Origin of the sequence: Blautia sp. SC05B48 (assembly GCF_005848555.1) — a bacterium.
Classification (GTDB): Bacteria; Bacillota; Clostridia; order Lachnospirales; family Lachnospiraceae; genus Blautia_A.
The window spans coordinates 291,775-315,087 of record NZ_CP040518.1; the positions used below are offsets into that span (position 1 = coordinate 291,775).

The 23,313-nt window shown below is 44.7% G+C and carries 25 protein-coding genes; 3 read left to right on the forward strand and 22 right to left on the reverse strand.

Annotated features, from left to right (window positions below):
* Window positions 1-20: 20 nt before the first annotated feature.
* Window positions 21-2,705 carry a sensor histidine kinase gene (locus tag EYS05_RS01220; protein ID WP_138276409.1) on the forward strand — a complete coding sequence of 895 codons (2,685 nt, stop codon included), beginning with the start codon at window positions 21-23 and terminating at the stop codon, window positions 2,703-2,705.
* Window positions 2,706-2,790: 85 nt separating this feature from the next.
* Here the strand turns inward: EYS05_RS01220 and EYS05_RS01225 are convergent, their stop codons facing one another.
* The 11 genes from EYS05_RS01225 to EYS05_RS01270 all read right to left on the reverse strand — a co-directional run bounded on the left by EYS05_RS01225 (window position 2,791) and on the right by EYS05_RS01270 (window position 13,493).
* Complete coding sequence (locus tag EYS05_RS01225; protein WP_138276410.1) at window positions 2,791-3,285, reverse strand: deoxycytidylate deaminase; 495 nt, start codon at window positions 3,283-3,285, stop codon at window positions 2,791-2,793.
* Window positions 3,286-3,324: 39 nt separating this feature from the next.
* On the reverse strand, window positions 3,325-3,753 hold the full coding sequence (rpiB, locus tag EYS05_RS01230) for a ribose 5-phosphate isomerase B (protein WP_015527166.1): 429 nt from the start codon (window positions 3,751-3,753) through the stop codon (window positions 3,325-3,327).
* Window positions 3,734-4,816, reverse strand: a complete 1,083-nt coding sequence (locus EYS05_RS01235) for an L-threonylcarbamoyladenylate synthase (RefSeq protein ID WP_138276411.1) — start codon at window positions 4,814-4,816, stop codon at window positions 3,734-3,736. Before EYS05_RS01235 ends, rpiB begins: the two co-directional genes overlap by 20 nt.
* 12 nt (window positions 4,817-4,828) lie before the next feature.
* Window positions 4,829-5,410 (reverse strand): HD domain-containing protein, encoded by a 582-nt coding sequence (locus EYS05_RS01240; RefSeq protein WP_138276412.1) that lies wholly within the window; start codon window positions 5,408-5,410, stop codon window positions 4,829-4,831.
* A 128-nt stretch (window positions 5,411-5,538) separates the two neighbouring features.
* Window positions 5,539-7,797, reverse strand: a complete 2,259-nt coding sequence (locus EYS05_RS01245) for a DUF2298 domain-containing protein (protein WP_138276413.1) — start codon at window positions 7,795-7,797, stop codon at window positions 5,539-5,541.
* A gap of 18 nt (window positions 7,798-7,815) precedes the next feature.
* Complete coding sequence (locus EYS05_RS01250) at window positions 7,816-8,526, reverse strand: glycosyltransferase family 2 protein (RefSeq protein WP_138276414.1); 711 nt, start codon at window positions 8,524-8,526, stop codon at window positions 7,816-7,818.
* Window positions 8,516-10,201 carry a hypothetical protein gene (locus tag EYS05_RS01255; RefSeq protein ID WP_243119179.1) on the reverse strand — a complete coding sequence of 562 codons (1,686 nt, stop codon included), beginning with the start codon at window positions 10,199-10,201 and terminating at the stop codon, window positions 8,516-8,518. The genes EYS05_RS01250 and EYS05_RS01255 overlap by 11 nt, the downstream gene beginning before the upstream one ends.
* 11 nt (window positions 10,202-10,212) lie before the next feature.
* Window positions 10,213-10,416 (reverse strand): hypothetical protein, encoded by a 204-nt coding sequence (locus EYS05_RS17545; protein ID WP_243119180.1) that lies wholly within the window; start codon window positions 10,414-10,416, stop codon window positions 10,213-10,215.
* A 167-nt stretch (window positions 10,417-10,583) separates the two neighbouring features.
* Entirely contained in the window at window positions 10,584-11,303 is a 720-nt protein-coding gene (locus tag EYS05_RS01260; protein ID WP_243119181.1) for an N-acetylmuramoyl-L-alanine amidase, read from the reverse strand.
* Window positions 11,304-11,388: 85 nt separating this feature from the next.
* Window positions 11,389-13,038, reverse strand: coding sequence for a glycosyl hydrolase family 18 protein (locus EYS05_RS01265; protein WP_118626157.1), 1,650 nt, complete (start codon window positions 13,036-13,038; stop codon window positions 11,389-11,391).
* 185 nt (window positions 13,039-13,223) lie between these two features.
* On the reverse strand, window positions 13,224-13,493 hold the full coding sequence (locus EYS05_RS01270; protein ID WP_021651392.1) for a hypothetical protein: 270 nt from the start codon (window positions 13,491-13,493) through the stop codon (window positions 13,224-13,226).
* Window positions 13,494-13,852: 359 nt separating this feature from the next.
* Here EYS05_RS01270 and EYS05_RS01275 point away from each other — a divergent pair, with 359 nt between their 5' ends.
* On the forward strand, window positions 13,853-14,620 hold the full coding sequence (locus EYS05_RS01275; RefSeq protein WP_118369001.1) for an adaptor protein MecA: 768 nt from the start codon (window positions 13,853-13,855) through the stop codon (window positions 14,618-14,620).
* A gap of 106 nt (window positions 14,621-14,726) precedes the next feature.
* Here the strand turns inward: EYS05_RS01275 and EYS05_RS01280 are convergent, their stop codons facing one another.
* The gene (locus tag EYS05_RS01280; RefSeq protein ID WP_015527179.1) at window positions 14,727-14,927 is read right to left on the reverse strand and encodes a DUF1858 domain-containing protein; all 201 of its coding nucleotides are present in this window, start codon (window positions 14,925-14,927) and stop codon (window positions 14,727-14,729) included.
* A 208-nt stretch (window positions 14,928-15,135) separates the two neighbouring features.
* Here EYS05_RS01280 and EYS05_RS01285 point away from each other — a divergent pair, with 208 nt between their 5' ends.
* Entirely contained in the window at window positions 15,136-15,306 is a 171-nt protein-coding gene (locus EYS05_RS01285) for a DUF362 domain-containing protein (protein WP_015527180.1), read from the forward strand.
* A 46-nt stretch (window positions 15,307-15,352) separates the two neighbouring features.
* Here EYS05_RS01285 and EYS05_RS01290 read toward each other — a convergent pair whose 3' ends face one another.
* The 10 genes from EYS05_RS01290 to srtB form a co-directional block, all read right to left on the reverse strand.
* A complete protein-coding gene (locus EYS05_RS01290) occupies window positions 15,353-15,922 on the reverse strand; it encodes a MerR family transcriptional regulator (RefSeq protein WP_118368999.1) in 570 nt (189 codons plus the stop codon).
* A gap of 226 nt (window positions 15,923-16,148) precedes the next feature.
* On the reverse strand, window positions 16,149-17,477 hold the full coding sequence (gene dnaB, locus EYS05_RS01295; RefSeq protein ID WP_015527183.1) for a replicative DNA helicase: 1,329 nt from the start codon (window positions 17,475-17,477) through the stop codon (window positions 16,149-16,151).
* Window positions 17,478-17,480: 3 nt separating this feature from the next.
* Window positions 17,481-17,927, reverse strand: a complete 447-nt coding sequence (gene rplI / locus EYS05_RS01300; protein ID WP_015527184.1) for a 50S ribosomal protein L9 — start codon at window positions 17,925-17,927, stop codon at window positions 17,481-17,483.
* Window positions 17,928-17,929: 2 nt separating this feature from the next.
* Window positions 17,930-19,978, reverse strand: a complete 2,049-nt coding sequence (locus EYS05_RS01305) for a DHH family phosphoesterase (RefSeq protein ID WP_138276415.1) — start codon at window positions 19,976-19,978, stop codon at window positions 17,930-17,932.
* Window positions 19,979-20,169: 191 nt separating this feature from the next.
* Window positions 20,170-20,433 (reverse strand): 30S ribosomal protein S18, encoded by a 264-nt coding sequence (gene rpsR, locus EYS05_RS01310; protein ID WP_021651398.1) that lies wholly within the window; start codon window positions 20,431-20,433, stop codon window positions 20,170-20,172.
* A 48-nt stretch (window positions 20,434-20,481) separates the two neighbouring features.
* Window positions 20,482-20,940: a single-stranded DNA-binding protein gene (locus EYS05_RS01315; RefSeq protein WP_138276416.1), complete on the reverse strand. Its 459-nt coding sequence runs from the start codon at window positions 20,938-20,940 to the stop codon at window positions 20,482-20,484.
* Between the two features lie 73 nt (window positions 20,941-21,013).
* The gene (gene rpsF, locus EYS05_RS01320; RefSeq protein WP_021977097.1) at window positions 21,014-21,301 is read right to left on the reverse strand and encodes a 30S ribosomal protein S6; all 288 of its coding nucleotides are present in this window, start codon (window positions 21,299-21,301) and stop codon (window positions 21,014-21,016) included.
* Window positions 21,302-21,416: 115 nt separating this feature from the next.
* The gene (locus EYS05_RS01325) at window positions 21,417-21,611 is read right to left on the reverse strand and encodes a DUF951 domain-containing protein (protein WP_118514300.1); all 195 of its coding nucleotides are present in this window, start codon (window positions 21,609-21,611) and stop codon (window positions 21,417-21,419) included.
* A gap of 50 nt (window positions 21,612-21,661) precedes the next feature.
* Complete coding sequence (locus EYS05_RS01330; protein ID WP_118514298.1) at window positions 21,662-22,384, reverse strand: NAD-dependent protein deacylase; 723 nt, start codon at window positions 22,382-22,384, stop codon at window positions 21,662-21,664.
* Window positions 22,385-22,416: 32 nt separating this feature from the next.
* Complete coding sequence (gene srtB, locus EYS05_RS01335) at window positions 22,417-23,235, reverse strand: class B sortase (protein ID WP_118514296.1); 819 nt, start codon at window positions 23,233-23,235, stop codon at window positions 22,417-22,419.
* Window positions 23,236-23,313 lie beyond the last annotated feature (78 nt).

Sequence of the window (23,313 nt, forward strand, 5' to 3'; positions counted from 1 at the left end):
GTACTTCAGAAAGGGGTATTATGAATAAAAATAAACATACGGGAAAAAAACGTTCATTTATGCGCATTCCTGCTCTTGTCCTTGCTCTTATCCTGCCTGTGATCATGGTCTTTTCAGCGGCACTGGTGATCCAGGCAGGTATCCGGATAGACTCTGCAGAAGATCTTAAAACAAAGGATTATTTCCAGACTTCTGCTTTTGCTGACAGCTTTTACTCAAAAATTTCCACAATCCTGTCCGGGATCTCAGCCAGGGAAATCCTGGATAAAACAAGCGAAGATGCATACATTGATCTCGGAGAGCTTTATAACGGAGATTCTCTCTCCTTCAAAAACACCTCCGGACTGGCTTATTCCTTCAATGATCTTAAGGAATGGAGTTCACAGACGATCCATTCCAATGATAACTGGATCGTCCTGGGCCTTACCACCCCGGAGGGTGAAACAAAATATATGTACTATTCTGATTTCAAAAAAGCTCTGGAAGACGGAACCCTGCAGCTAAATGCCAACTCCGGTGCCCTGAAATACGAGGGAATTTCCCAGAAAGACTGGACTGAGCGGATTCTTTCCTCTCTGAGCGCCGAATATGCAGACGGCGGCATCCAGTCACAGGAACCTCTGAAAAACATCACAGACAAAAACGGAAACGTAGTTTACACAGATGTGGCAGATATGCTCACTCCAATCCTTGAAATCCCCTGTGCACCGGAAGGTTACGGCAGTCTCCTGGATTACATGAATTCCACCTCATCCAAAACCAGGAATTTCAAAGGGAACCTGGCCGATGCCTTTGAGCAGCTGGATAATGCCCGGGATCTTTTTTCCGGCTGGACAGACGCTGCTCAGACACTGGATGAGTACAGCAGTGATAATTCCAATATCCATTATGCCTATACGGATAACACCTCACAGAAAATCTTCACAAATACAGATGCAGCCTATACTTCCGACCTGACTGATATTTCCGGTTTTTCAGACAAAAAGCCTTACGTGTTCCTAAGTGTCAACGAAGCTGCCACAGATGAAAAAAATGCCCGGAATGGTCTTATGAACCTGAACCTTTCCGCTGCTGCAAACCCTTCTGTAGGAAACTGGATCGATCTCCTTCGAAACTCCACATACGATGAAAACTGCAGTTTTCTTGCCTGGATCGATGATACCAGCCTTCCTGTACAGGATTCCATTAAAACTGACAGACAGAATTTCCTGACTTACCGTACTTTATTTATCCCGGCTGCTGTGATCACCGTGATCAGTTTTCTGCTCTTTATCATAGATTTTATCTGGCTTACTGTCCACACCGGAAGAAGAAATTCCGATAGCGGTAATACAGACACGGCTCAGCCAGAACTGAACTTTTTTGACAGGATCTATACGGAAGCAGCAGCAGGACTCGTGTGTATCCCGGCACTTGGTGTATTGACCGCAGGACTGAGCATGCAAGCTTCCACCTATAACCTTGTCTCCTCCCTGATCATCCTGGGTATCACGATTTTCCTGATCACGTGCCTGTTCTGGATCGGCTATTTAAGCCTGATCCGCAGGATCAAAGCTCGCACCCTGTGGAAAAACAGCCTGCTTCGCAAATGCCTGAAGCTTCCCCGTCTGTGTCTTTGTAAAGCCGGTAAGTTGATCGATTTTTTCTCCAGGAATACCATCAGCAGAATACGTATGGTAGTGGGACTTGGCGTATTTCTATTCCTTGAATTTTTCTTCAGTGCCCTGCTCGCGGCATCTGATGGATGGTTCCTGATGTTTTTGCTTCTATTTCTTCTGGATCTGGGTGCGCTTTTCTGCGTCTACAAAATTGCTCTTGGACGGGAACTCATCCTTGATGGTCTGAAACGGATCACCGATGGAGAACTCACTTACAAGATCCCGGAAAAGGAACTCCGTGGTGATCAGAAAGCAATGGCACAGTATATCAACCGCATTGGTGACGGGCTGGACGCTGCCGTGGAAAAAAGCCTCAAAGATGAGCGTATGAAAACCGAATTGATCACCAATGTCTCCCATGATCTGAAAACGCCGCTGACTTCCATCATCAATTACATTGATCTGCTGAAAAGACTGAACCTCAAAGATCCGGAAGCACTGAAATATCTTGAGATTCTGGATTCGAAGGCACATCGTCTGAAAAGTCTGACCGAAGATGTAGTCGAAGCTTCCAAAGCCAGTGCTGGAAATCTCTCCCTGGAAATGGCGGATCTGAACTTTGTGGAAATGCTTTACCAGGTGATGGGCGAATTTGAAGAACGGATGGAAAACAGACATCTGACCCTGATGACACATCTGCCTGATTCTCCTGCCATGATCTATGCCGATGGCAGACGGATGTGGCGTATCCTTGAAAATCTTTTCGGCAATATTCTGAAATATGCCATGGAGAACACAAGGGTCTATGCGGAAGTTCTTCTGGAAAAAGATCAAGTCATCTTTACCCTGAAAAATATTTCCGCACAGCCTCTGAACATTCCGGCTGAAGAACTGACCGAACGTTTCATCCGCGGCGATGTTGCCAGAAATACAGAAGGCAGCGGACTTGGATTATCCATCGCACAGAGCCTTACGCAGCTTCAAGGTGGCACCTTTAAACTTTATCTGGACGGTGACCTTTTCAAAGTCTGCTTAAGTTTTCCACAGAAGATCTCTCACACAGCCTTATCCACACCGGAAGATCTTCATTCCGAAACACCTTCTTAACCATTCATAAAAAACAGCAGCCGAAGCCCTGATGCTATGATGGATCAGGGGCCGGGCTGCTGTTTTCTCTTATTTTTGTTCTCTTTTACACTTTAATGGTGATCTCACGGTTTGTCCGGTTATATTTATAATACCGGACTCCGGCTGCATCCAGCATTTTTTTGGATGCGATCACAGACGGAGTATCTGCATATTTATCACAGTCATATACAATAGTCCTGATCCCTGCCTGGATAATAGCCTTGGCGCATTCGTTGCAGGGAAACAGGGACACATAAAGCTTGGCACCTTCCAGACTTCCTCCCCGGTAATTCAGGATGGCATTGAGCTCACTGTGTGTCACATAAAGATATTTGGTATCCAGCGGATCTCCTTCTCTTCCCCAGGGAAACTCATCATCGGAACATCCCTTTGGAAATCCATTGTACCCCATTGACAGGATCTTGTTATCTTCACTTACGATACAGGCACCAACCTGTGAATGAGGATCTTTGGAACGCATGCCGGAAAGCATGGCAACCCCCATAAAATACTCATCCCAGGAAAGATATCCCTGTCGTTTCTGTCCTTTTTTATCCATACAGAATCCTCTTTTTTCTATTGGTTTCTTATTGATCGATCAATCCTCGATCATGTTGATTCTTCTGATATGACGCTCATCCCCGGAAAATGGTGTATCCAGGAATGTATCCACGATCTTCAGAGCAAGTCCCGGTCCTACTACACGACCGCCCATGGCCAGAATGTTGGCATCGTTATGAAGTCTTGTTGCCTCTGCAGTAAAGCAATCTGTACAAAGTGCAGCACGGATTCCCTTAAATTTATTAGCAGTGATGGAAATTCCGATACCTGTTCCGCAGATCAGGATACCTTTCTCACACTCGCCGTCCACGATCGCCTGTGCTACTTTCTTTCCATAAACAGGATAGTCTACAGATTCCGGACCATTGCATCCAAAATCTTTGTACTCCAGTCCTCTCTCTTCCAGATGCTTCTTTACCTCCTGCATCAGCTCATAGCCGCCATGATCACATCCCAGTGCTATCATTTTCTTTCTCCTCCTCAACATTGATAATTTTATGACCAGCCGCTTTCAATAAGCGGTTCATGATCGCCTGTCCCATTCTTGGTGTAAAAAATGCCTCTGAATAAATGGCACTTACATTACAGCTGTCAAAATCACGCAGGACCTCGTACAGATGATGCGCGATCGTTTCTTCCTGCTCCCGGCTTCCGATACTCTTTACGATTCCATGTGAATATCGGCCTTTTGTTTCATCTGTTGCGATGATCCCCACAGTCAGTCCCTTATCCTCAGCCTCTCCGGCTCTTCTTTCGATCTCCGCGATCACACCCTCTGTGGAACCCTCCACAATGGCAAGATCTGCCTTTGGTGCATAATGACGATATTTCATTCCCGGTGCTTTTGGATGGACCTTGCTGTCCGGTTTGATCAGCCCCTTATCCATCCTTACATCTCCAAGTGTTTCCCGGAGCATTTCCAGGGAAATATATCCCGGCCGCAGGACTACCGGTATGTCTTCTGTAAAATCTACGATAGTAGATTCCAGACCGATGTTTACCTGTCCTCCATCAATGATCATATCAATGGCTTCTCCCAGATCCTCTGCCACATGCCCCGCTGTCGTAGGACTTGGTCTTCCGGAAGTATTGGCACTTGGCGCTGCCACATATCCGCCAGCCGCAAGGATCAGCTCCTGTGCGATACGGTCACTTGGAAAACGTACTGCCACACTGTCCAGTCCTCCGGTTGTTTCCTTTGGCACGATATCTGCTTTGGGAAGGATCATTGTCAGCGGACCCGGCCAGTACTTCTCAGCCAGTACTCTGGCTTTTTCAGGAACCTCCGTAACGATCTTATCCAGGTCACGGATATCTGCGATATGTACGATCAGCGGATTGTCCGAAGGTCTTCCCTTGGCTGCATAGATCTTCATCGATGCTTTCGGATCCAGGGCGTTTCCTCCGAGACCGTATACAGTCTCTGTGGGAAATGCCACAAGCCCGCCGTTTTTCAGGATCTCGCCACCTCGGGCAATTGCCTTTCTGTCTATATTCTCCGCTGTCATAACTGCTATTTCTGCTTTCATTTTACGCTCCATTTACTGTCTGATATAAATCCCCTGCTCTTCAATAAAATCCTCCAGGTCCTGAAGGGCATCCTGTGCCCAGGTTTCGGATTTCTGAAAAGTCTCCGGGAAAAACATTTCCTTTACTATTTTTTTGCCTGTTTCTGTTTTAAATATCTTCTCTGCACTTTTCTTTATATGTTCTTTATCAAGTCCATCTTCAAAATAATTAGCCAGAAAATCAGCTTCCACAAGGATCTGATAATCCATCCCATCAATATCCTTATAGGTATGATGATGTCCTACCAGATATTCCACTCTGCGGATCACCCTATCTTGAAAGCCCAGTGCGGTAAGCATCTCTCTGGCAGCTGCCGGGCCTTCTGCTTCCTGCGTTTTTCCATCAGAGCGTCCGTATTTTTCCATACCGACTTTGATTCCGATATCATGAACGAGAGCCGCAGCTTCCAGAACATACATCGTATCTTCGTCCAGACCCTCACCCTGGCCGATCAGCCTTGAAAGATCATGTACCTTCACAAAATGCTGGATATGTTTCGGATCCCCCTGATAATAATGGATCATTTCCATATAAAGTCTGTCGATTCTGTTCATAATATCCTCCTCTCTGCTGCCATCCCGCAACTGTTGCTTTTTCTGTATACTGCCCAGCAGAAATCTCTCAGAACATATCTGTACCAGTCACATAATAGTTATATTATAGCGTTATTATGGAAAAAATGTCAATCCTGCTCCACTTTCACAATGTAGGTTCCTGACATATCATCTTCAAAGACAATGCTTCCCAGACTCTGAAGAACACTGTCATTAAGCTCTGTTCCATATTTTTCTTTTTCCTGTTCTCCTACAAAGATATAAGAAATATCATAACGGCTGATCAGTTTTTTTACCGTCTCTGTATCTGTGGAAGTATAAATAGTCTGGATGTCCGCACTTTTTTCATTGAGGTCAGGTACATTATTTCTCCAGAGCCATTCATGCACATACCATCCCAGTACGGTCGGAAGCCCCGTAGATGCAGAAACTCTCTCATATCCGGTATAGCTGTCCCCGTTAGCCTCGAGCACCACAGGAGATCCCTTGATATTCTGCTTCAGCCAGCGGATCGCCGACGCATCCTGTGGAAAATCCTGCTCAAGAAATGTAGTTGCATCCAGTCCCTGATACTCCGAAACCTTCCAGACATCCCCGAACCAGGAATGCACGGCATTTCCGAAATAGCCCACGGTCCAGAGCAGTACAAAAAGTCCCACACCTGAAAGGATCCGGATGATTTTCTGTCTGGATACCACCAGCATACGGTAAATCCCATATCCCATCGTCATTCCAAAAAGGATATATGCCTGATACGTCAGCTTGAACATGGTATTGGCTCTGGCATTTCCATTTTCATAAATATCCCGTACATATACAAGCTCCGGAATCAGAACCAGTCCGATAGCACATAAGCCCATGATCACTGCAAAAAGATCCGGAACTGTGAGCGCCTCCAGCAGCCTGTAAAGACTTTTGTGCTTCAGTCCCCTCATTTTTTCTGTGATAACAGACAGGATCAGCAAAACAGTAAGGATTACCGGAAGCCCCCAGAGGATCAGAAGCTGATACCACAGTGAATGATGCTGTGCCAGTGCCACTCCCTGTACCATCGTATCAAATTTCAATGTAAAGGGCAGGATCACCAGATAAGAGAGACCTATGATCTCCACTGCCTGTACGATCGTCACTGCCAGGATCCTGATTATCTTCCCCTCAAATCGTATGATATTTGCGATCAGGACAACGCCGCCGGTCACTACAAAATAGATCACAAAATCCCAGTAATTGGTCCACTGGAACATGCCAAGAAAAACTGACGCCAGAAGGATATGCGGCATCAGAAGCTGTCTCAGCCAGAAAACACTGCGTTCCTGTTTTTCAGGCTCAGGCCCTCTTTTTCGGATCATTTTCAGCCATGCATAGAGCATTCCTGCCAGAAATGTCACAAACATCACATTTACCACATGGGCATGAAGATCCCCTAGGACAAACGAATAGCATGGGAATTCATGTATGGTCTTATCACTGTCATTCACCGGATTATACCCTATGTAACGTGTTGCATCCGGGAACCAGTAGCTGGCTGCTTCTGCCGCCCCCTGCATCTTCCGAATCAGCGGTAATACACAACGATAGACGATATAATGTACATTTCCTGCGATAGATACCGCAATGCCTGCAGTAATTCCTGCCAGTGACGGAAGATATTTCTTCTTTCCATCCAGCCGTCCATACAGCCTGTCCTTCGTCATCTGACGGACCAGCGAAAACGGATACACAAAGGCAAACGCTGCCACAAAGGTACGCATCAGATTATAAGTCACTTCTACTCTGCTTCCTGTAAGCTTCGTAAGAAATACTGCAAAATACTGCCCGCCATAGTAATAATTGATGGTTCCCTGAGAATACCAGAGATCACGTGCAGGAAGAGTTTTGCTCCGCATCATGGCCTCCATGAAGCCATAATCCATAAATTTCTCTGTTCCGTATGCCTGCGGCCGGAATCCAGCCAGATAAGTCCAGAGCAGAAAAATCCCAAAAAACAAAAGCTCCTCCCGAAAGATCAACCGGATCTTTCCTGACGGATAGCATTCAATCTCATGCTTCAGCTGAACATGAAAAAGTACAGCACACAAAATGCCAACAGCCACAGATACTCCTACACACACTGCTGCTGTAAAAGGAAGAATTTCCACCGCTACCAGAAACCAGGTGAGAAATCCGGTAACCGCAATGGCAAGTACCTTTGAAAAAAGCCAGCCCCGGTCTTCAAAGCCTCCGAAAAGCCTTCCTGTGACCGGCATTGCCACCATTCCCATAAACAGTGCAAGCAGCCACCACGTCCAGAATGTCCATACATCTCCTCCCAGGAGATACGCTGAAAGTACTGTCAGGATCACTGCTGCAGTCAACTCCGGAAATAATTCTCTGATCTTTTTTTTCATCCTTCTGTCCCTCCTGTATCAGATCCTGCCCCGCAGACGGATAAAGTCCGCAAATGCCTGTCTTCCGATCTTTATGATCCGTTTCATGTTGATAGAGTTTTTTCCGGCCTGTCTCGGTCGGAATGTGATGGGGATATATTCCACATAAAGATGATGTTTTTCATAGATCACAGTCATCAGCACATTGGAAAGGAAAAATCCGTCTGGGATACGCTTCAGTACTTTGGCGAGCTGTTTTCCCTCCATCAGCCGATATGGCGTATTTGCATCTTTTACCCAGGTTCCAAAAATAAGAAAAAGCACAAGCCGCAGTATTCTTGTCACAAAAATCCTGGAGAGCCCATCCTCTCTCTTCTGCCGGTAACCGATAAGAAGCCCGCACTTTTGACGTTTTTCCCAGAACTGCCAGAATTCCTCAGGAAGTGTCTGCCCGTCTGAATCCGTCTGAAAAATATAATCAGCATCTTTTTCCACTGCGTAACGATATCCTCTGAGTATTGTTCCTCCATGCCCTTCATTCGGTTTATCGATTCCTATAAGACGGTCAAATTTTTTCTGATAGTTCTGTATTTTTTTGTAGGTAGCATCTTTGCTGCCGTCATTCAGGATCACCAGGCGGCTGTCCCCGCCGATCTTCTCCACTACCGGATACCATTGCTCGATCACGGTCCCGATATTTTTTTCTTCATTATATGCCGGCATAATGATATATAAGCTGTCATGTTTCATAGATTCTTATTCTCCCATCCTCTGAGGTATACACCAGTGGATATGTCTCCCTGATGATATCCTCACGACATTCCTGCTGTTCAAATTCCATATCCTCCTCAAACAGGATATATGTGATCTTTTCCTGCTTTACGGCAGCTTTCAGTACCTCCGGATCATCCGTGGTATACATGAGCACTGCCTGGCCGGCACGATAGCTCGTATCGTACCCTGCAGACCATGCATAATAAGGCCATCCGCAATACAGCATGGCACCGGACATAGTGACCTCATTCATGGTATATTCCGGCGTCAGCAGAAGGTCATTTTTCTTAAGATTCGCACTGAGCCAGTCCGTCAGGCTGCTTTCCATATTTACAGTCATCCTGTGTGCGGAATCGTTGTCTCTTAAGATGATCACGTAATCGTAGATCCCGGTTGCACTAAGGCAGATACAAAGGACGGCTGCCACTGCGCGACCGGTCCATTTCTTCCAGCCTTTTTTTCCCTCAAGGAAAACACATCTAACAATCCATCCCCAGAACACTGTCACAAATGCGTAGGAGATCATCACATATTTATGGTTGACATTGATATCCGGAGTCAGCGATACCAGAAATGCAAATACCATTGGTAGCAAACAGCCCATCAGCACTGCCCGCTGACTTCTTTTCAGAAATACTGCTGCCACGATCATTCCCACAAAGAAAAATCCACTGATCTCCACCAGATACCAGAGTACACCGGAAATGCTTTTATTGTCTGCCAGAAATCCCCAGTAAAAGGATGGACTCATAACACTTCCCGACACAAAGATCTTCGACTGCAGTTCCGAAAAAAGTACCGCCAGTCCGGCACAGATCATATAATCCAGCTTACCGTCAGAAAAAACTGCCAGTCCGGCAAGGATCAGAAGACCGCCGATCAGCGCAGCTCCGTTCCAGAAGGCAGTTAATCCCAGAAACAGCCCCAGAAGGATCGCCGTACCCTCATTTCTGCAGATCCAGGCTTCTTTTGTAAAAAAGCGGTTACGGACCCACAAAAAGCCCTGTTCCTTGTGACTGCATCCGGCTTCCACCCAATCTATAAAAGTCCATACCGCTACAGCTGCCATCAGAAGACCGAAGGCCAGATGACGCTGGTTCAGATATACATTGAAATTCCATAATCCCCAATTTTCATTGGTGGTATAACCGATAAACGCCGTATTTTCTTCCAGAGTCCGTACAAGATCCCCCGCCTGAAGATGTTCCCACAGATAACGCCAGAACGCTGTTCCGCTGCGGAAAAAAAAGAAAACAATGGCAGCTGCCCCTGCCCAGAAGCTTTTAAACATCCGGTAGCTGATCCCGTAAAGCACCATAAGAAAGCCCACCAGAGACAGGATGCTTACCAGATTATATCCCAGATCAAGACGAAAGCCCAAATACTCCAGATTTCCCACAAGGAACTGGAACATAAAATGATATTTCACATCCTGCCCGCCATAATGCGGATACTGGGTTGGAAAATTATTTCCTCTGGAAAAAGATCGCATCATTGCCGTGTGGGGTGCATAATCTCCATATACAGAAAAACCGGAGTACAGAATGCCGTCTTTCATGTGAAAAACGTAAAACATCATCCAGGTCACAAAGACCGTCAGAATGCCAAAAAGCAGAAGCTCTTTTTTCAGGATCCATTTTCTGCTGATCATCCGTTCGGATATCACAAACGTTTTTTTTCTGTTTTTTCTTTTTCCACCGGAAGATTCCCGAAAGCAGCAGGATATCCACCAGAAATACGATCAGATTTCCATAAAAAAGAGGATGCTCTACCCCCGCGCATATGCTGAACATCCAGGAAAGAATATAGACTGCCCAGGTCAGCATCAGGATCCCTATTCCAAATGCTGCCGGCAGGACCACCCATATCCTGTTTCCTCTTTCAGTTGTTTGACGCGGAAACAGACATCCTGCCATTTCCAGTCCTGTTAACATACATAATATAAGATAAATGATTCCAAGCATAGGATTCTCCTTAATTCACGTAAAGTATAGCAGAATCACCTTCCTATGAAAAGGCTATTCACATTTTTTTCAATTTTTTTCGTTTTCCTTCTGTTTTTCCAGATATGTAACGATTCCATCGGCCACAGCCTCTGCTACCTTGCACTGATACTTCTCTGTCTGAAGCAGGGAAGCTTCCTCCGGATTTGTAAGAAATCCACATTCTACGATATTGATCACACCTGGACTTCGCTTCAGAAGATAATAAGTCCTGTTTCCTTTTGCCACCCGAGGCCGTACAATGGAAAGCTTCCGGTTCATGTTTTCCTGGATCGCAAGTGCCAGTGCTTTTCCGCTTTCCGAAGTTTCATAATAAAATACCTGCGGACCTTTTACTCCGGGATCACTGTAGCTGTTCTGATGGATACTCACAGAAAGCACCGGTGCATATTTCCGGATCTGTTCAATACGATTCTGCAGATCCTGTGCTTTCATATTTTTTGTACCATTTTCATAAAGCCCTTTATCTTCTTCCCGGGTCATCACTACGGCAAGGCCTTTTTTTTCCAGAATCACTTTAAGTTTCATGGCAATATCCAGATTGATCCCTTTTTCCTTCAGTCCACCGATTCCCACCATTCCGGAATCCATACCGCCATGGCCGGCATCCACCAGGATCACCTGATCTGCTTTTATATTTCCGGATACATCTATAAGTCTGCCTGCAGTTTCTGCCGCTTCCCATGACAGAATATAAAAACAGACCAGCATAAGAACTGCCATTGCCAATTCTATGAAATGTTTTTTCAACGCAAAACACCCCCGGCATATTTATTTTAATATATGTTGCCGGGAGTGTTTTTAGCATTGTGAAGATCACAATGTTTTCTTCTGTTTATGACAGGTTTTCTGTGATCACGCTCCAGATTCCGCTGTTCTCGAACCCAAGCTTCCACTCTGCCACACCTGCCAGTTTGTATTTTTTGATCAGTTTAACCTTTTCCGCAATAGACTTAGAGTCCTCCAGCCAGATCTGGTATGTGGCACCGTCCCCTTCATAGGTTCCGTAATTCTGACTTGTCTTTTTGTCCCAGTACGTTTCTGCTCCGTTATCACTGATCGTCTGCTGTGCCTGATCCATACCGATGGCCTCACTTGTCAGTGCACCGCCATCTGTAGTCTTCCAGAGCCTTGTGTAGAACGGGATCGCAAGGATCGTCCGTTGAGCTGCTACTTCTGAAAGCGTATCCTTAACCCCCTGTTCTACCCATGGCAGAGATGCCACGGAACCTGCGTCGGAGCCTACGTAATGCTCATCATAGCCCATAATGATCACATAATCTACAACCTTGCCCTGTTCCGCACGGTCATAATGACTGGTAAAATCTTCCGGAACCGGATTATCTACCGAAAGCACCAGGTTATTGGCGTGGCACTGGATAGAAAGCTCTCTTAAAAACTGAAGGAAATGGATTCCTGCTTCTTCGCCCAAAGATTCAAAATCAACATTGATTCCATCCAGTCCTGCTTTCAGTGCATAAGTGATCAGCTGATTCTCCAGATTCTGCCTTGAACTGGTTTTTGAAAGAACTTCTGTGGTACTCATGTTCTCATTAAAATTATCCACCAGTCCCCATACCTTCAGTCCTTTTTCATGTGCCTGCATCACATACTCCCCAGATGCAAGACTAGAAATATTTCCGGAGTTATCCGTTACAGAAAACCAGGTTGGAGAGATCACATTCACGCCTGTCATATTCTGTACCGCATCTGCGAAATAGCTGTTTGCATCTGTGCTGGTGACCTGGTGCCATGCCAGGTTCACCGGCTTATCCATGGTAAGATATGTATAGGACTCTGTCTTAAAATCCCTTTCATAATCCGTTGTATCCACGGCACTTACCTTTTTCTTCTGAACATAACCGATGTAACCGTCATCGGTTGCCACCTGATCCCAGTCCTCACCTTCATTCATCAGCCGTAGAACTGTATTCTTCGCCAGTTTGGAAAGAATCGGCGCCTTGATCCCGCCCCGGTAGCGGATCACTGTATCCTTCTTTGTGGTCACGGTCTCCACATTGGTAAATTTGTACTGTATCGCAACCCTTGCAGGATCCTGCCCTATATAAGAATCGATATCTGTATACTCTTTTACATAATCCAGTTTCAGATAAACCGTGTCATCCTTCAGCCACACGTTTCCGTCTGCCTTATCTGAAGCCGGTTCCTCTGTGAGACTGGATGGTGTTGCATACAGGATCTTCTTGTTTTCACTATCCCAGTAATATCTCTGATTCAAATATCCGTTCACTACATCCAGCGGAAGATATACATCTTCTCCTGAGATAAGTGCCTTCTCCTCCAGTTTCTCAGTTCCAAGTATCAACGCAGCCTCACCGTCTGCATTCTGTCCGTAGTATTCTGTCAGATTCATCTGTTTCCTGCTTGGTATAATCTTATTGATCCCGTAAACAGCCCCTCCGGCAAGAACGACCAGAACGATCAGCAGACCTACCACAAGGATCGGTATGTGTTTTTTTGTCATATTTTTTTCCTCTCGGTATAAAATGTCATAATTTGTTTCATTATAACATATCTTGTCTACATTTCGTTATAAAAATCGACTTTTAATAATTTTTCACAATTTCTTTAGAATTTCGGTTCCCCGCATGGTATGCATGAGTGCAGGGGATGATCGTTATCCGGGGAACCGTTTTTTCTTATGTACGGTCATTCTTTACGAATAAGATCAAAGCTTACACAGGCGATATGGCCGTCTTCATCTTCCGTATAATCCCGCATATAGACCCCGTTTTCCGCAATCTGACAGGCTTTTGCGATTTTTTTCGGAGTGCTTGGTGCTCCATTGAGATAAAGAGAAACTCCGTTCTCACGATAAAGCTCCAGTTCCCTTCGAAGGGGTTTTGCGGATTTCTTTTTTTCCTGTGATATATTTGGCGTATCCCGACCTCCTTTCCTGGTTAGATTTTCAGAAAACACCAGCAATGGTTCTCGAAAAGCTGCAACTTCCCTGTTAGGATGATACTTGTAATAAAATATAAATAATAAAATGGGGAAAATTTATCTGTGTACCGACAGACTCGCCGATGAATTTCACACAGAATCCTTATCTTCAGAAAAATATGACTTTAAGTTATCGTTACTGTCTTCTTGTTTCTGGGATGAGACAGCTTTTCTGATTTTCATTATACCTGATTTCCCTTCAGATGCAAGTCTTTTATAAGAGAATAGGAAATTTTCTTTTTTTCTCAGGTTTCTGCATCTTTACATCTTGTGTATAACTGTTATATAATACAGTATGTAAAAGATTAATTTATTCACCTATAGGATGTGATCATATGAAAATAGAAAAAATCAATGAAAATCAGATCCGCTGTACCCTGACGAAAGAAGATTTGGACAGTCATCAGATCCGTATCAGTGAACTTGCATACGGTACCGAGAAAGCCAAACGTCTCTTTCGTGATATGATGCAGCAGGCACAGATACAGTTTGGTTTTGAAGCAGATAATATTCCTCTGATGATCGAGGCTATTCCTGTCAATGCCGAAAGTGTTATCCTCATTATCACTAAAGTGGAAGATCCTGAAGAACTGGATACACGTTTTTCCAAATTTGCCCCCTTCAAGGGCAACAAGCCTTCCGATACCGTAGAGATCGATGGCGCTGACAATATCATCGATATCTTCCAGAAGCTCTGTGAATCCAAACTTAAGGATCTTTCACAGAAACCGGAAGAAAAAAGGGCAGAAACTTCCACCTCTCAGGAAACAGAAACTCCGGATGCATCACAGCAGCCAGCTGAGAGTTCTGTAAAGCTTATACGCCTGTACTCTTTCCCGGAGCTGGATGATGTTATTGCCGCAGCTCATGGTATGAATGGTTTCTTTACCGGTGATAATACTCTCTATCGTGAAGGAGAAGACGGTGTCTATCAGCTGGTTCTTCATCAGTCAGACTGTACACCTGAAGAATTTAACAAGGTCTGCAATATCCTTTCCGAGTATGGCATCGGCCGCGCATTCACACCAGCCGGTGAAGCCTACTTCAGAGAGCACTGTGCACTGATCGCTGATCATGCACTTCAGAAGCTTCTGAATATCTGACAAACCAGATATCCTGCAGACAAACAAACCGCTGTCGGAATGCGATCCATATGATCTGCATTTCCCGACAGCGGTTCTTTTGTTTCAGCAAAAAAGCTTCTGTTTATTACTCACCAAGAAAATCATTGATCTGAGCTACGAGGACATCTGCATCCAGGCCATGGACCATTGCTGCTTCCTCCAGAGATTCCATCTGTGAAGACGGGCAGCCAAGACAATGCATTCCTGCTCTCATCAGGATCGGTGCGATATTCGGGTCTACAGTGAGCAGTTCTCCGATCAGCATGCTCTTTGTAACTTTTGCCATGATTGTATTCTCCTTTACTGTTTTATCGAAATATTTTCATTCCGTTCTGCTATTATAATACGAATCCGGGATGGAATCAACGGGTTATGAATTTTCAGTTTTGTTTATAAATTTATACTTGTATTCTTTATGCAGATATATTAGAATGGGGATAGAATCCCTGGTAGGGGATACATACAATACACAATTTAAAAGGAGGATATCAATTATGGCATATGTAATTTCTGACGAATGCGTTAGCTGTGGAACATGTGAGGGTGAGTGCCCGAACGAGGCTATTTCTCAGGGAGACGAGCATTATGTAATCGACGCAGACGCTTGTGTTGACTGCGGAACATGCGCTGAGGCCTGTCCAGTTGGTGCTATCTCTGCTGAGTAATGCACCATTAGCTTGATAAGCTGCTATAATGAATGAGGCTGCCGGTTTACCGGCAGCCTTTTCTGTTTCTTTTATTCTTTTTTCCCTCACAGGAAGCTGCTGCTTCTCTTCTTGCCTGCTGCTGCCTGCGGATTGCTTCATCCAGAGAACGACACCGGTACTCTCCTTCTTTCTTTCTCTGCATTTCCTCACGGATCAGGCGTTCCATGATTTCCTGAAACTCCAATATCTTATCGTTATCTGCTCCGCACTTCTCTGTATTCCCGGATTCCGCTTTTTCCATGAACTCCTTTTCAGATCCCGTATTTTTCATTGGGGTATCTTCAAGCTCAACAGCTTCTCCCTCCAGAATCCTGATATCAGATTCTGAAAAATCCGGTGTATCTGTCTTTCTTACCTCCGGTGGGATCAGTGTACGGATTGCTTTCAACTGAAGTCCCTTACTTTTCAGCTCATTTATTTTAAGAAAAAGCTGGATATCAAACGGTGTATAATAGCGATGTCCCAGTTCATTGCGTCCGATCCGAAGCTCCAGTTCTTCCTCCCAGTAACGCAGGACATAAGATTTCACTCCGGTCAGTGTTACGGCCTGTCTGACTGTATATCTTTTTTCCATTGTGAACGCCCCCTTATATAGAGATTCACTGCTGCTGTCTACAGTATAACCCCTGAGATCAGGAAATAGCAAGATTAATCGGTTGACATAATTTTACCAAATATGACTCTTTGCCTATATCCATAGCATCCCGAACTCCACTATCACACTGACAAAAATACAAAAGGCCATCAGGATAACTATAAGCTTTCATCCTGACAGCCTTTCATTTACCGTCTGCACGGCTCTATTTTTTCATATTTACAAACTGGGTATATCTTGGCAGCCATACCAGCTCCACAGTTCCGATAGGACCGTTTCTCTGCTTGGCTATGATAATTTCTGCAATGTCTTTCTTCTCGGTATCCTTGTGATAATAATCATCTCGATAGATAAACATGACCACATCCGCATCCTGCTCAATAGCTCCGGACTCTCGAAGATCCGAAAGCATTGGTCTGTGATCCGGTCTCTGTTCCACTGCACGGCTAAGCTGTGATAACGCAATTACCGGTACATCGATCTCTCTTGCCAACGCTTTCAGTGATCGTGAAATATCTGAAATTTCCTGCTGTCTGGAATCCGATTTTCCACTTCCGCTCATCAGCTGAAGATAATCGATCATGATGATCCCCAGATTATGCTCAAGCTTATATTTTCTGCATTTGGAACGAAGCTCCGCAATGGAAATTCCAGGTGTATCATCAATAATAAGATTGGAGCCACCGATAATATCCGCTCCTTCTACCAGCTTCGTCCAGTCCTCATCTTTCAGATTTCCGGTACGGAGATTCTGGGAATCCACGTGAGATTCCATAGCAAGAAGACGGTTTACCAACTGCTCCTTGGACATCTCCAGACTGAAAATAGCCACGGTCACGTCTTTACGAAACGCCATATACTGGGCAATATTCAATACAAAGGCAGTTTTTCCCATGGAAGGTCGAGCTGCGATCAGTACAAGATCAGACGCGTGCATACCGGAAGTCTTATAATCCAGATCCACAAATCCGGTCGGAATCCCGGTAACGGAGCCCTTCAGCTTGGAAGCCTTCTCAATATTGCTGACTGCATTCAACACGACCTGCTGGATTGGCACATAATCGCTGCCATTTGTTCTCTGTAAAATATTAAACAGCTTTTTCTCGGATTCCTCAAGTATGGTTTCCGTACTGTCCTTTTCCAGATAACAGGCATTGGCAACCTCTTCCGTAGTCCTGATCAGCCGACGGAGAACTGCCTTTTCACTTACGATATTGGCATAGTATTTCACATTGGCTGATGTAGGAACTGCTGCGATCAAATCACGGACATATTCCATACTGCTGATGTCCGGCGGAAGTTCTTTCTCCTTGAGACGATTCTGCAGAGTGATCAGATCTACCGGCTGTCCTTCATTACAGAGTTCCACCATGGCATCAAAAATGATGCCGTATTGTTTTTGATAAAAATCATCACTGGTCAGGATCTCGGAAGCCACCAAGATCGCATCACGATCCAGGATCATGGATCCGATCACTGACTGCTCTGCCTCAATACTGTGAGGCAGAATCCTCTTGATCAGTGCTTCTTCCATTGATTACGCCTCTTTTACCCAGACTTTGAGACTTCCGGTTACCTTCGGATGAAGTCGTACCGGAACATTGGTAACACCCAGGTTACGGATCGGATTCTCCAGCTGGAGCTTTTTCTTATCGATATCAAGATTCAGCTGTTTCTTGGCTGCCTCAGAGATTTCTTTTGAGGATACAGAACCGAATGTTCTTCCGCCTTCACCTACCTTCAGAGTAAGGATAACCTCCTTTGTGGAAAGCTCCTCTGCAAATGCCTTGGCAGCGTCCAGGTTTTCCTGTGCAACCTTTTCTTCATTTGCCTTACGGAGTTTCAGGTCATTGAGATTCTTGGAGGTAGCTTCAACACCAAGCTTTTTTGGCAGGATCATGTTTCTTGCATATCCGTCACTTACATTTACGATCTGTCCCTTTTTTCCCAGGGATTTAACATCTTCCAGAAGAATTACTTTCATTTCTATTTGTCCCCTTCCTGATATAACTGGTCTATAATTTCTTTCAGCATTCTTTCGGTCTCATCCATGGTGTCTTTCACCTGTGCACCGGCAATATTCAGATGTCCGCCGCCGCCCATCCGTTCCATCATGACCTGTACATTCACCTCATCAATGGCTCTGGCACTGATGTAAACCTCATTATTATAGCTGGTAAGAACAAAAGATGCCTTGACTCCTGCGATATTGAGCAGCTCATTGGCCGCCTGTGCTCCTACAACGGTAGGACTTTCCAGGCCTTCACTCGGACATCTTGCAATGGCAAAATAATCTCTGTAGATCTCCGCAGTACGAACTGCCTCCGCTCTCGCCTTATAAGAATCAATATTATCCCGGAGCATCTTACGTACACGTGTCACATCTGCTCCGCATCTGCGCAGGAATGCTGCTGCCTCAAAAGTACGCACACCCGCTCTTGTTGTAAAGTTGTTGGTATCGATCATGATACCCGCATAAATACAGTCCGCCTCAATACTGCGAAGCTTCAGCCCGTCTGCAAAATACTGCAGGATCTCTGCGATCATCTCGCAGCTTGAGGATGCATATGGCTCCACATAGGACAGAACTGCATTCTGGATTACCTCGCTGCCGCGGCGGTGATGATCCAATACCACAATGGTCTTTGTCATATAGAGAAGATCCTGGCATTCGGTATAGCTTGGCTTGTTGGTATCCACCACAATTACTACCGTATTGTTATCCACCAGTTCTTTGGCCTGATTACTGTCCACAAACATGGACGGCTCATAATCCGGATTCTCCATAAATCCACTCATCAGCGGCCGAATGGATGTGGTCGGATCATTGATCACAATATGCACCGGCTTGCCAAGAGTCTTACCGGCACGGTAAATACCGATCCCGGCTCCCAGAGCATCCACATCTGTGATCTTGTGTCCCATAACCACCACTCGATCCTTGGTGCTCATAAATTCCTTCAGAGCCTGAGCCTTCACTCGTGCCTTCACACGGGTTGATTTCTCCATCTGCTGCGCTTTGCCGCCAATGTAGGTAATATTATTTTCATTTTTGATCACTACCTGATCACCGCCACGACCCAGCGCCATCTCAATGGCAATTCTGGCATATTCGTAATTCTGGATATACGTAGCAGCATTCAGACCGATTCCGATACTTAATGTCACAGCCATTTCATTTCCGATGTTAACCGTCTTAACCTCATCCAGGATATGAAAACGCTGTTCCTTCAGTGTTTCCAGTGAACTCTGGCGCATGATCAGAAGATATTTATCTTTCTCCAGTTTCTTCACAAGGCCGTCAAAGTTGGAAAAATATTTCGTGATCTTACGATCGATCAGTGCGATCAGAAGGGATCTGCGCACATCCTCCACACTCTCAAGCGCCTCTTCATAATTATCCAGATAAGCCAGTGCCACAACAAGCTTATTGTCCTCATTCTTCTGAATGTATTCCTTAAGCTCTGTTTCATCATAAAGATACATGGCGATCAGACTGATATTCTGGGACATATTCTCCAAAATATCCGCATGACTGACCACTTCACCCATAGTCACCCGCTGCATGGAAGCCCGATAGATCCGATCCCCGAAATGTATACTGATCTCGGAAATTTCCAGTTCATCGGCTACAGGAAGCTTGTCCGGAGTAATATCCGGGAAAACTGTGCTGATATTTTTTTTATAAAACTGATCTCTCCCCGTGATCTCCGAAAAAATACGGTTGGACCAGATCATGCGGCCTTCCATATCCATAATGGCATAAGGAAGCGCCAGTTCTTCCAGCATCCGCTTTTCTACCACATCATACTGATTGGCAAATGCGATCATATCATTGACGATCAGCGGTTTGTGATATCGAAAAAGCTGTACTGCAATAAAAATATAGATCACAGTACCTGCAGACACCAGAATTCCGGCCTTTATACTTACAATAAACACCAGCAGATCCAGCAGCACAACCAGGACCGAAAGGTACAGCGGCCAGCGCATGAAGTGTTTCATAGGCCCCTTGAATTTAACTTTGTTGTTCATTGCTTTTTCCTGTTCTTAATGTAATTTAACCCACAAGTTATTTAACATTATACCAGATTCCTTATTATAATTCCATAGCAATGATAAAATCTGTTTCGCTCATAAGAAAGAATCCTGCATATAAAAAAACAAGGCCGCTGCCCTCAGATGACTGCTCATCTGTTTCGCAACGACCCTGTATAAGATCAGAATTAGTCCTGAACGTATGGCATCAGGGACATATGACGTGCTCTCTTAACAGCAACTGTCAGTGCTCTCTGATGTTTCGCACAGTTACCTGTAATTCTTCTCGGGAGAATTTTACCTCTCTCGGAAACATACTTTCTTAACTTTGCTACATCCTTGTAATCGATCTCGTTATTCTCTTTACCGCAGAATACACAAACTTTTTTTCTTCTGCGTCCGCCTCTTCTCTTCATCGGAGAATCTGGTCTCTCGCCTCTATTGTAAGCCATGATTGTTTCCTCCTATCTTATTCGTCTCATCTGTCTTGATCAGATGTTCTAATTGAACGGCAGCTCCTCATCAATTCCGTCTGGAATGTTCATGAAGCCGTCGGCGCTTGCTGCGCTCGGACTCAGCATAGACGGTGCAGGTGCTGCCTCTGTTCTCGGATGAGATGCTGCATAGCTGTCGCTTGATGCTTTGCTCTCAGCAAATTCCTGATCCTCAACAACAACCTCAGTCGTATAAACCTTCTGTCCCTCACGGTTCGTATAGCTTCCTGTCTGGATACGTCCCGTAACTGCAATTTTCAGTCCCTGTCTGAAATACTTTTCCGCAAATTCTGCTGTACGTCCGAAAGAAACACAGCTGATAAAATCAGCGCTTGCCTCTCCGTCACGACGGAATCTGCGATCAACTGCCAGTGTATATCTGGCGATTGCCAGGGCATTTTCTCCTGCGGAATATCTTACCTCAGGATCTCTTGTCAAGCGTCCCATTAATATTACTTTGTTCATCGTTCTACCTCTCTTATGATTTCACTTAACTGAACAGGTTCTTAATGGTGTTTTCGAAAATCCGCTGCAAAAATTATGCCTCTTTCTTGACAACCAGGTATCTTAATACATTGTCCATGATGCGGACATGTCTCTCGATCTCCGCCGGGCACTGAGAATCTGCTTCAAACTGAATAAAATAGTAGAAGCCTTCATGCATTTTCTGAATCTCGTAAGCTAATTTCTTCTTACCCCATTCTTCAACTTCTGTGATCACGCCGTTGTAACGTGTGATGTAGCTTTTTGCTTTCTCAACTACAGCGTCACGTGCTTCATCCTCAAGCTTAGCGCTCACAACTAATGCTAACTCGTACTTGTTCATGCTTGTCTTAACCTCCTTATGGTCTTTTGGCCCTTTGCCTGTCAAAGAGCAAGGATATGAAATATATCACGATTGTTGATTCTAGCACATCTCTCCCGTGATGTAAAGCATAATTTTAATTTTTTTCGAATTTTTTCAAATCTCGTGTATTTTTCTCAACCAGCTTACGTGCCACCATGATCTGATGTCCGCAGCCCTTGCATTTCAGGCGGAAATCCGCTCCTACACGAAGGATCTCCCATTCTTTACTGCCACAGGGATGAGCCTTCTTCAGTGTGACAATATCTCCAACTTCATAATTTAATCCCATTTGATACTCCTCATTTTTATTTTTGCAGATCCTCCCGGGTTCCCATATTTTCAGACTCTTATCTGAGAAAACACCTGCCCGATCGGTTCTTTAATAAGAAGATCCGCATATTTATCCCTCGGTGTCGGTGCCTTGTTGATCACCACCAGATGATTTCCCCGGAAATAATCGATCAGGCCTGCTGCCGGATATACCGCCAGAGAAGTTCCCCCGATGATCAGCACCTCCGCCTCTGAGATCACTCTTACTGATTCCTGTATCGTATAGTCATCCAGCCCTTCCTCATAAAGGACCACATCCGGCTTGATCATGCCACCGCAGCTACACCGCGGAACACCTTCAGATTCCTTCATATATTTAAAATCATAGAATTTCCCGCATTTCACACAATGATTTCGGTAAACGCTTCCGTGAAGCTCCAGGACCTTTTTACTTCCTGCCATCTGGTGAAGATTATCGATATTCTGAGTGATCACAGCCTTCAGCTTTCCTGTTTGCTCCATCTCCGCCAGCTTCAGATGTGCTGCATTCGGTTTTGCAGTATCACAAAGCATCTTATCTCTGTAAAATTTAAAGAATTCCTCAGGTTTTCGCATGAAAAATGTATGGCTTAAGATTGTTTCCGGCGGATAATCATATTTCTGGTTATACAGTCCGTCCTGGCTTCGAAAATCCGGGATCCCGCTTTCTGTTGAAACACCTGCACCGCCGAAAAATACAATATTTCTGCTCTCATCAATGATCTTTTGTAATTTTTCTATCTCATTTCCCATATCATTTCCTCCCAAACTTATCCGCAAAAGCTCTACTGTGGGTTCACTGCATTCACTCTTTTTCCCTGTACCACAAAACGTGTTGCCTGATTGCCGGTACAGGTTGATAATGTAACGATCTTATCCTTCACATTGGCTTCACTTGCAGTGGCATCTGTTCTGATCTCCGAATTCTGGAACATTTTTTTCTCATATTCCAGAAACTCTTTGCCAGGTCCCTTAAATAAGGTATACGTATCGCTGTTTACAGAAGTCGTATACGCTGCAATGATCTCATACCGGTAATCTTTTTCCGGTGTGAGGATCCAGAAATATTTGCTGGCATTGTAAAGCGTCTCATCAGCTCTGTATTTTTTCAGCATTCCAAACATGGAACCATTCTTCATATTGTGTCCGTACACCAGGGTATTACAATCGCTGAAATCCCTTTTGTTCTCATAATCAATAAAGATCGTTCCCGCAAAATTATAATTTTTCTCATATGTCTGGTGCAGATAAAAATTATTATCCTCTCCCTGTACCACCGGATAACTGATCTCAGGCAATGCCTCCATATAGATCCAGCCGATCACATCCTCATTGATACTCCTGAGAGAATCAAAATCAACACTCACAGGTGCTACAGGCTGTTCATCCGGCTGATTCATCTCTTCCACCTGGTCCGGATCACGTTCTGTCACTGCCATTTCGGAAATGCTGTTATATTCATCGGTTCCTTTTTTATATTCTGTATAAATATGATAAAGGTTAAAAGCTGCATAACAGAAAATACAGATTGCCACGATCAGAACGATCGTCAGAATATGATCTCCCACTGTTTTTTTCTTTTTCACCTTGTTTTTCCTGCTCATAATCACACTCCTTTAAATCTGTCAGGATCATCTGGTTTCTGTATTTATTATAAATATCCCTCCGTTTTCTTGCAACCG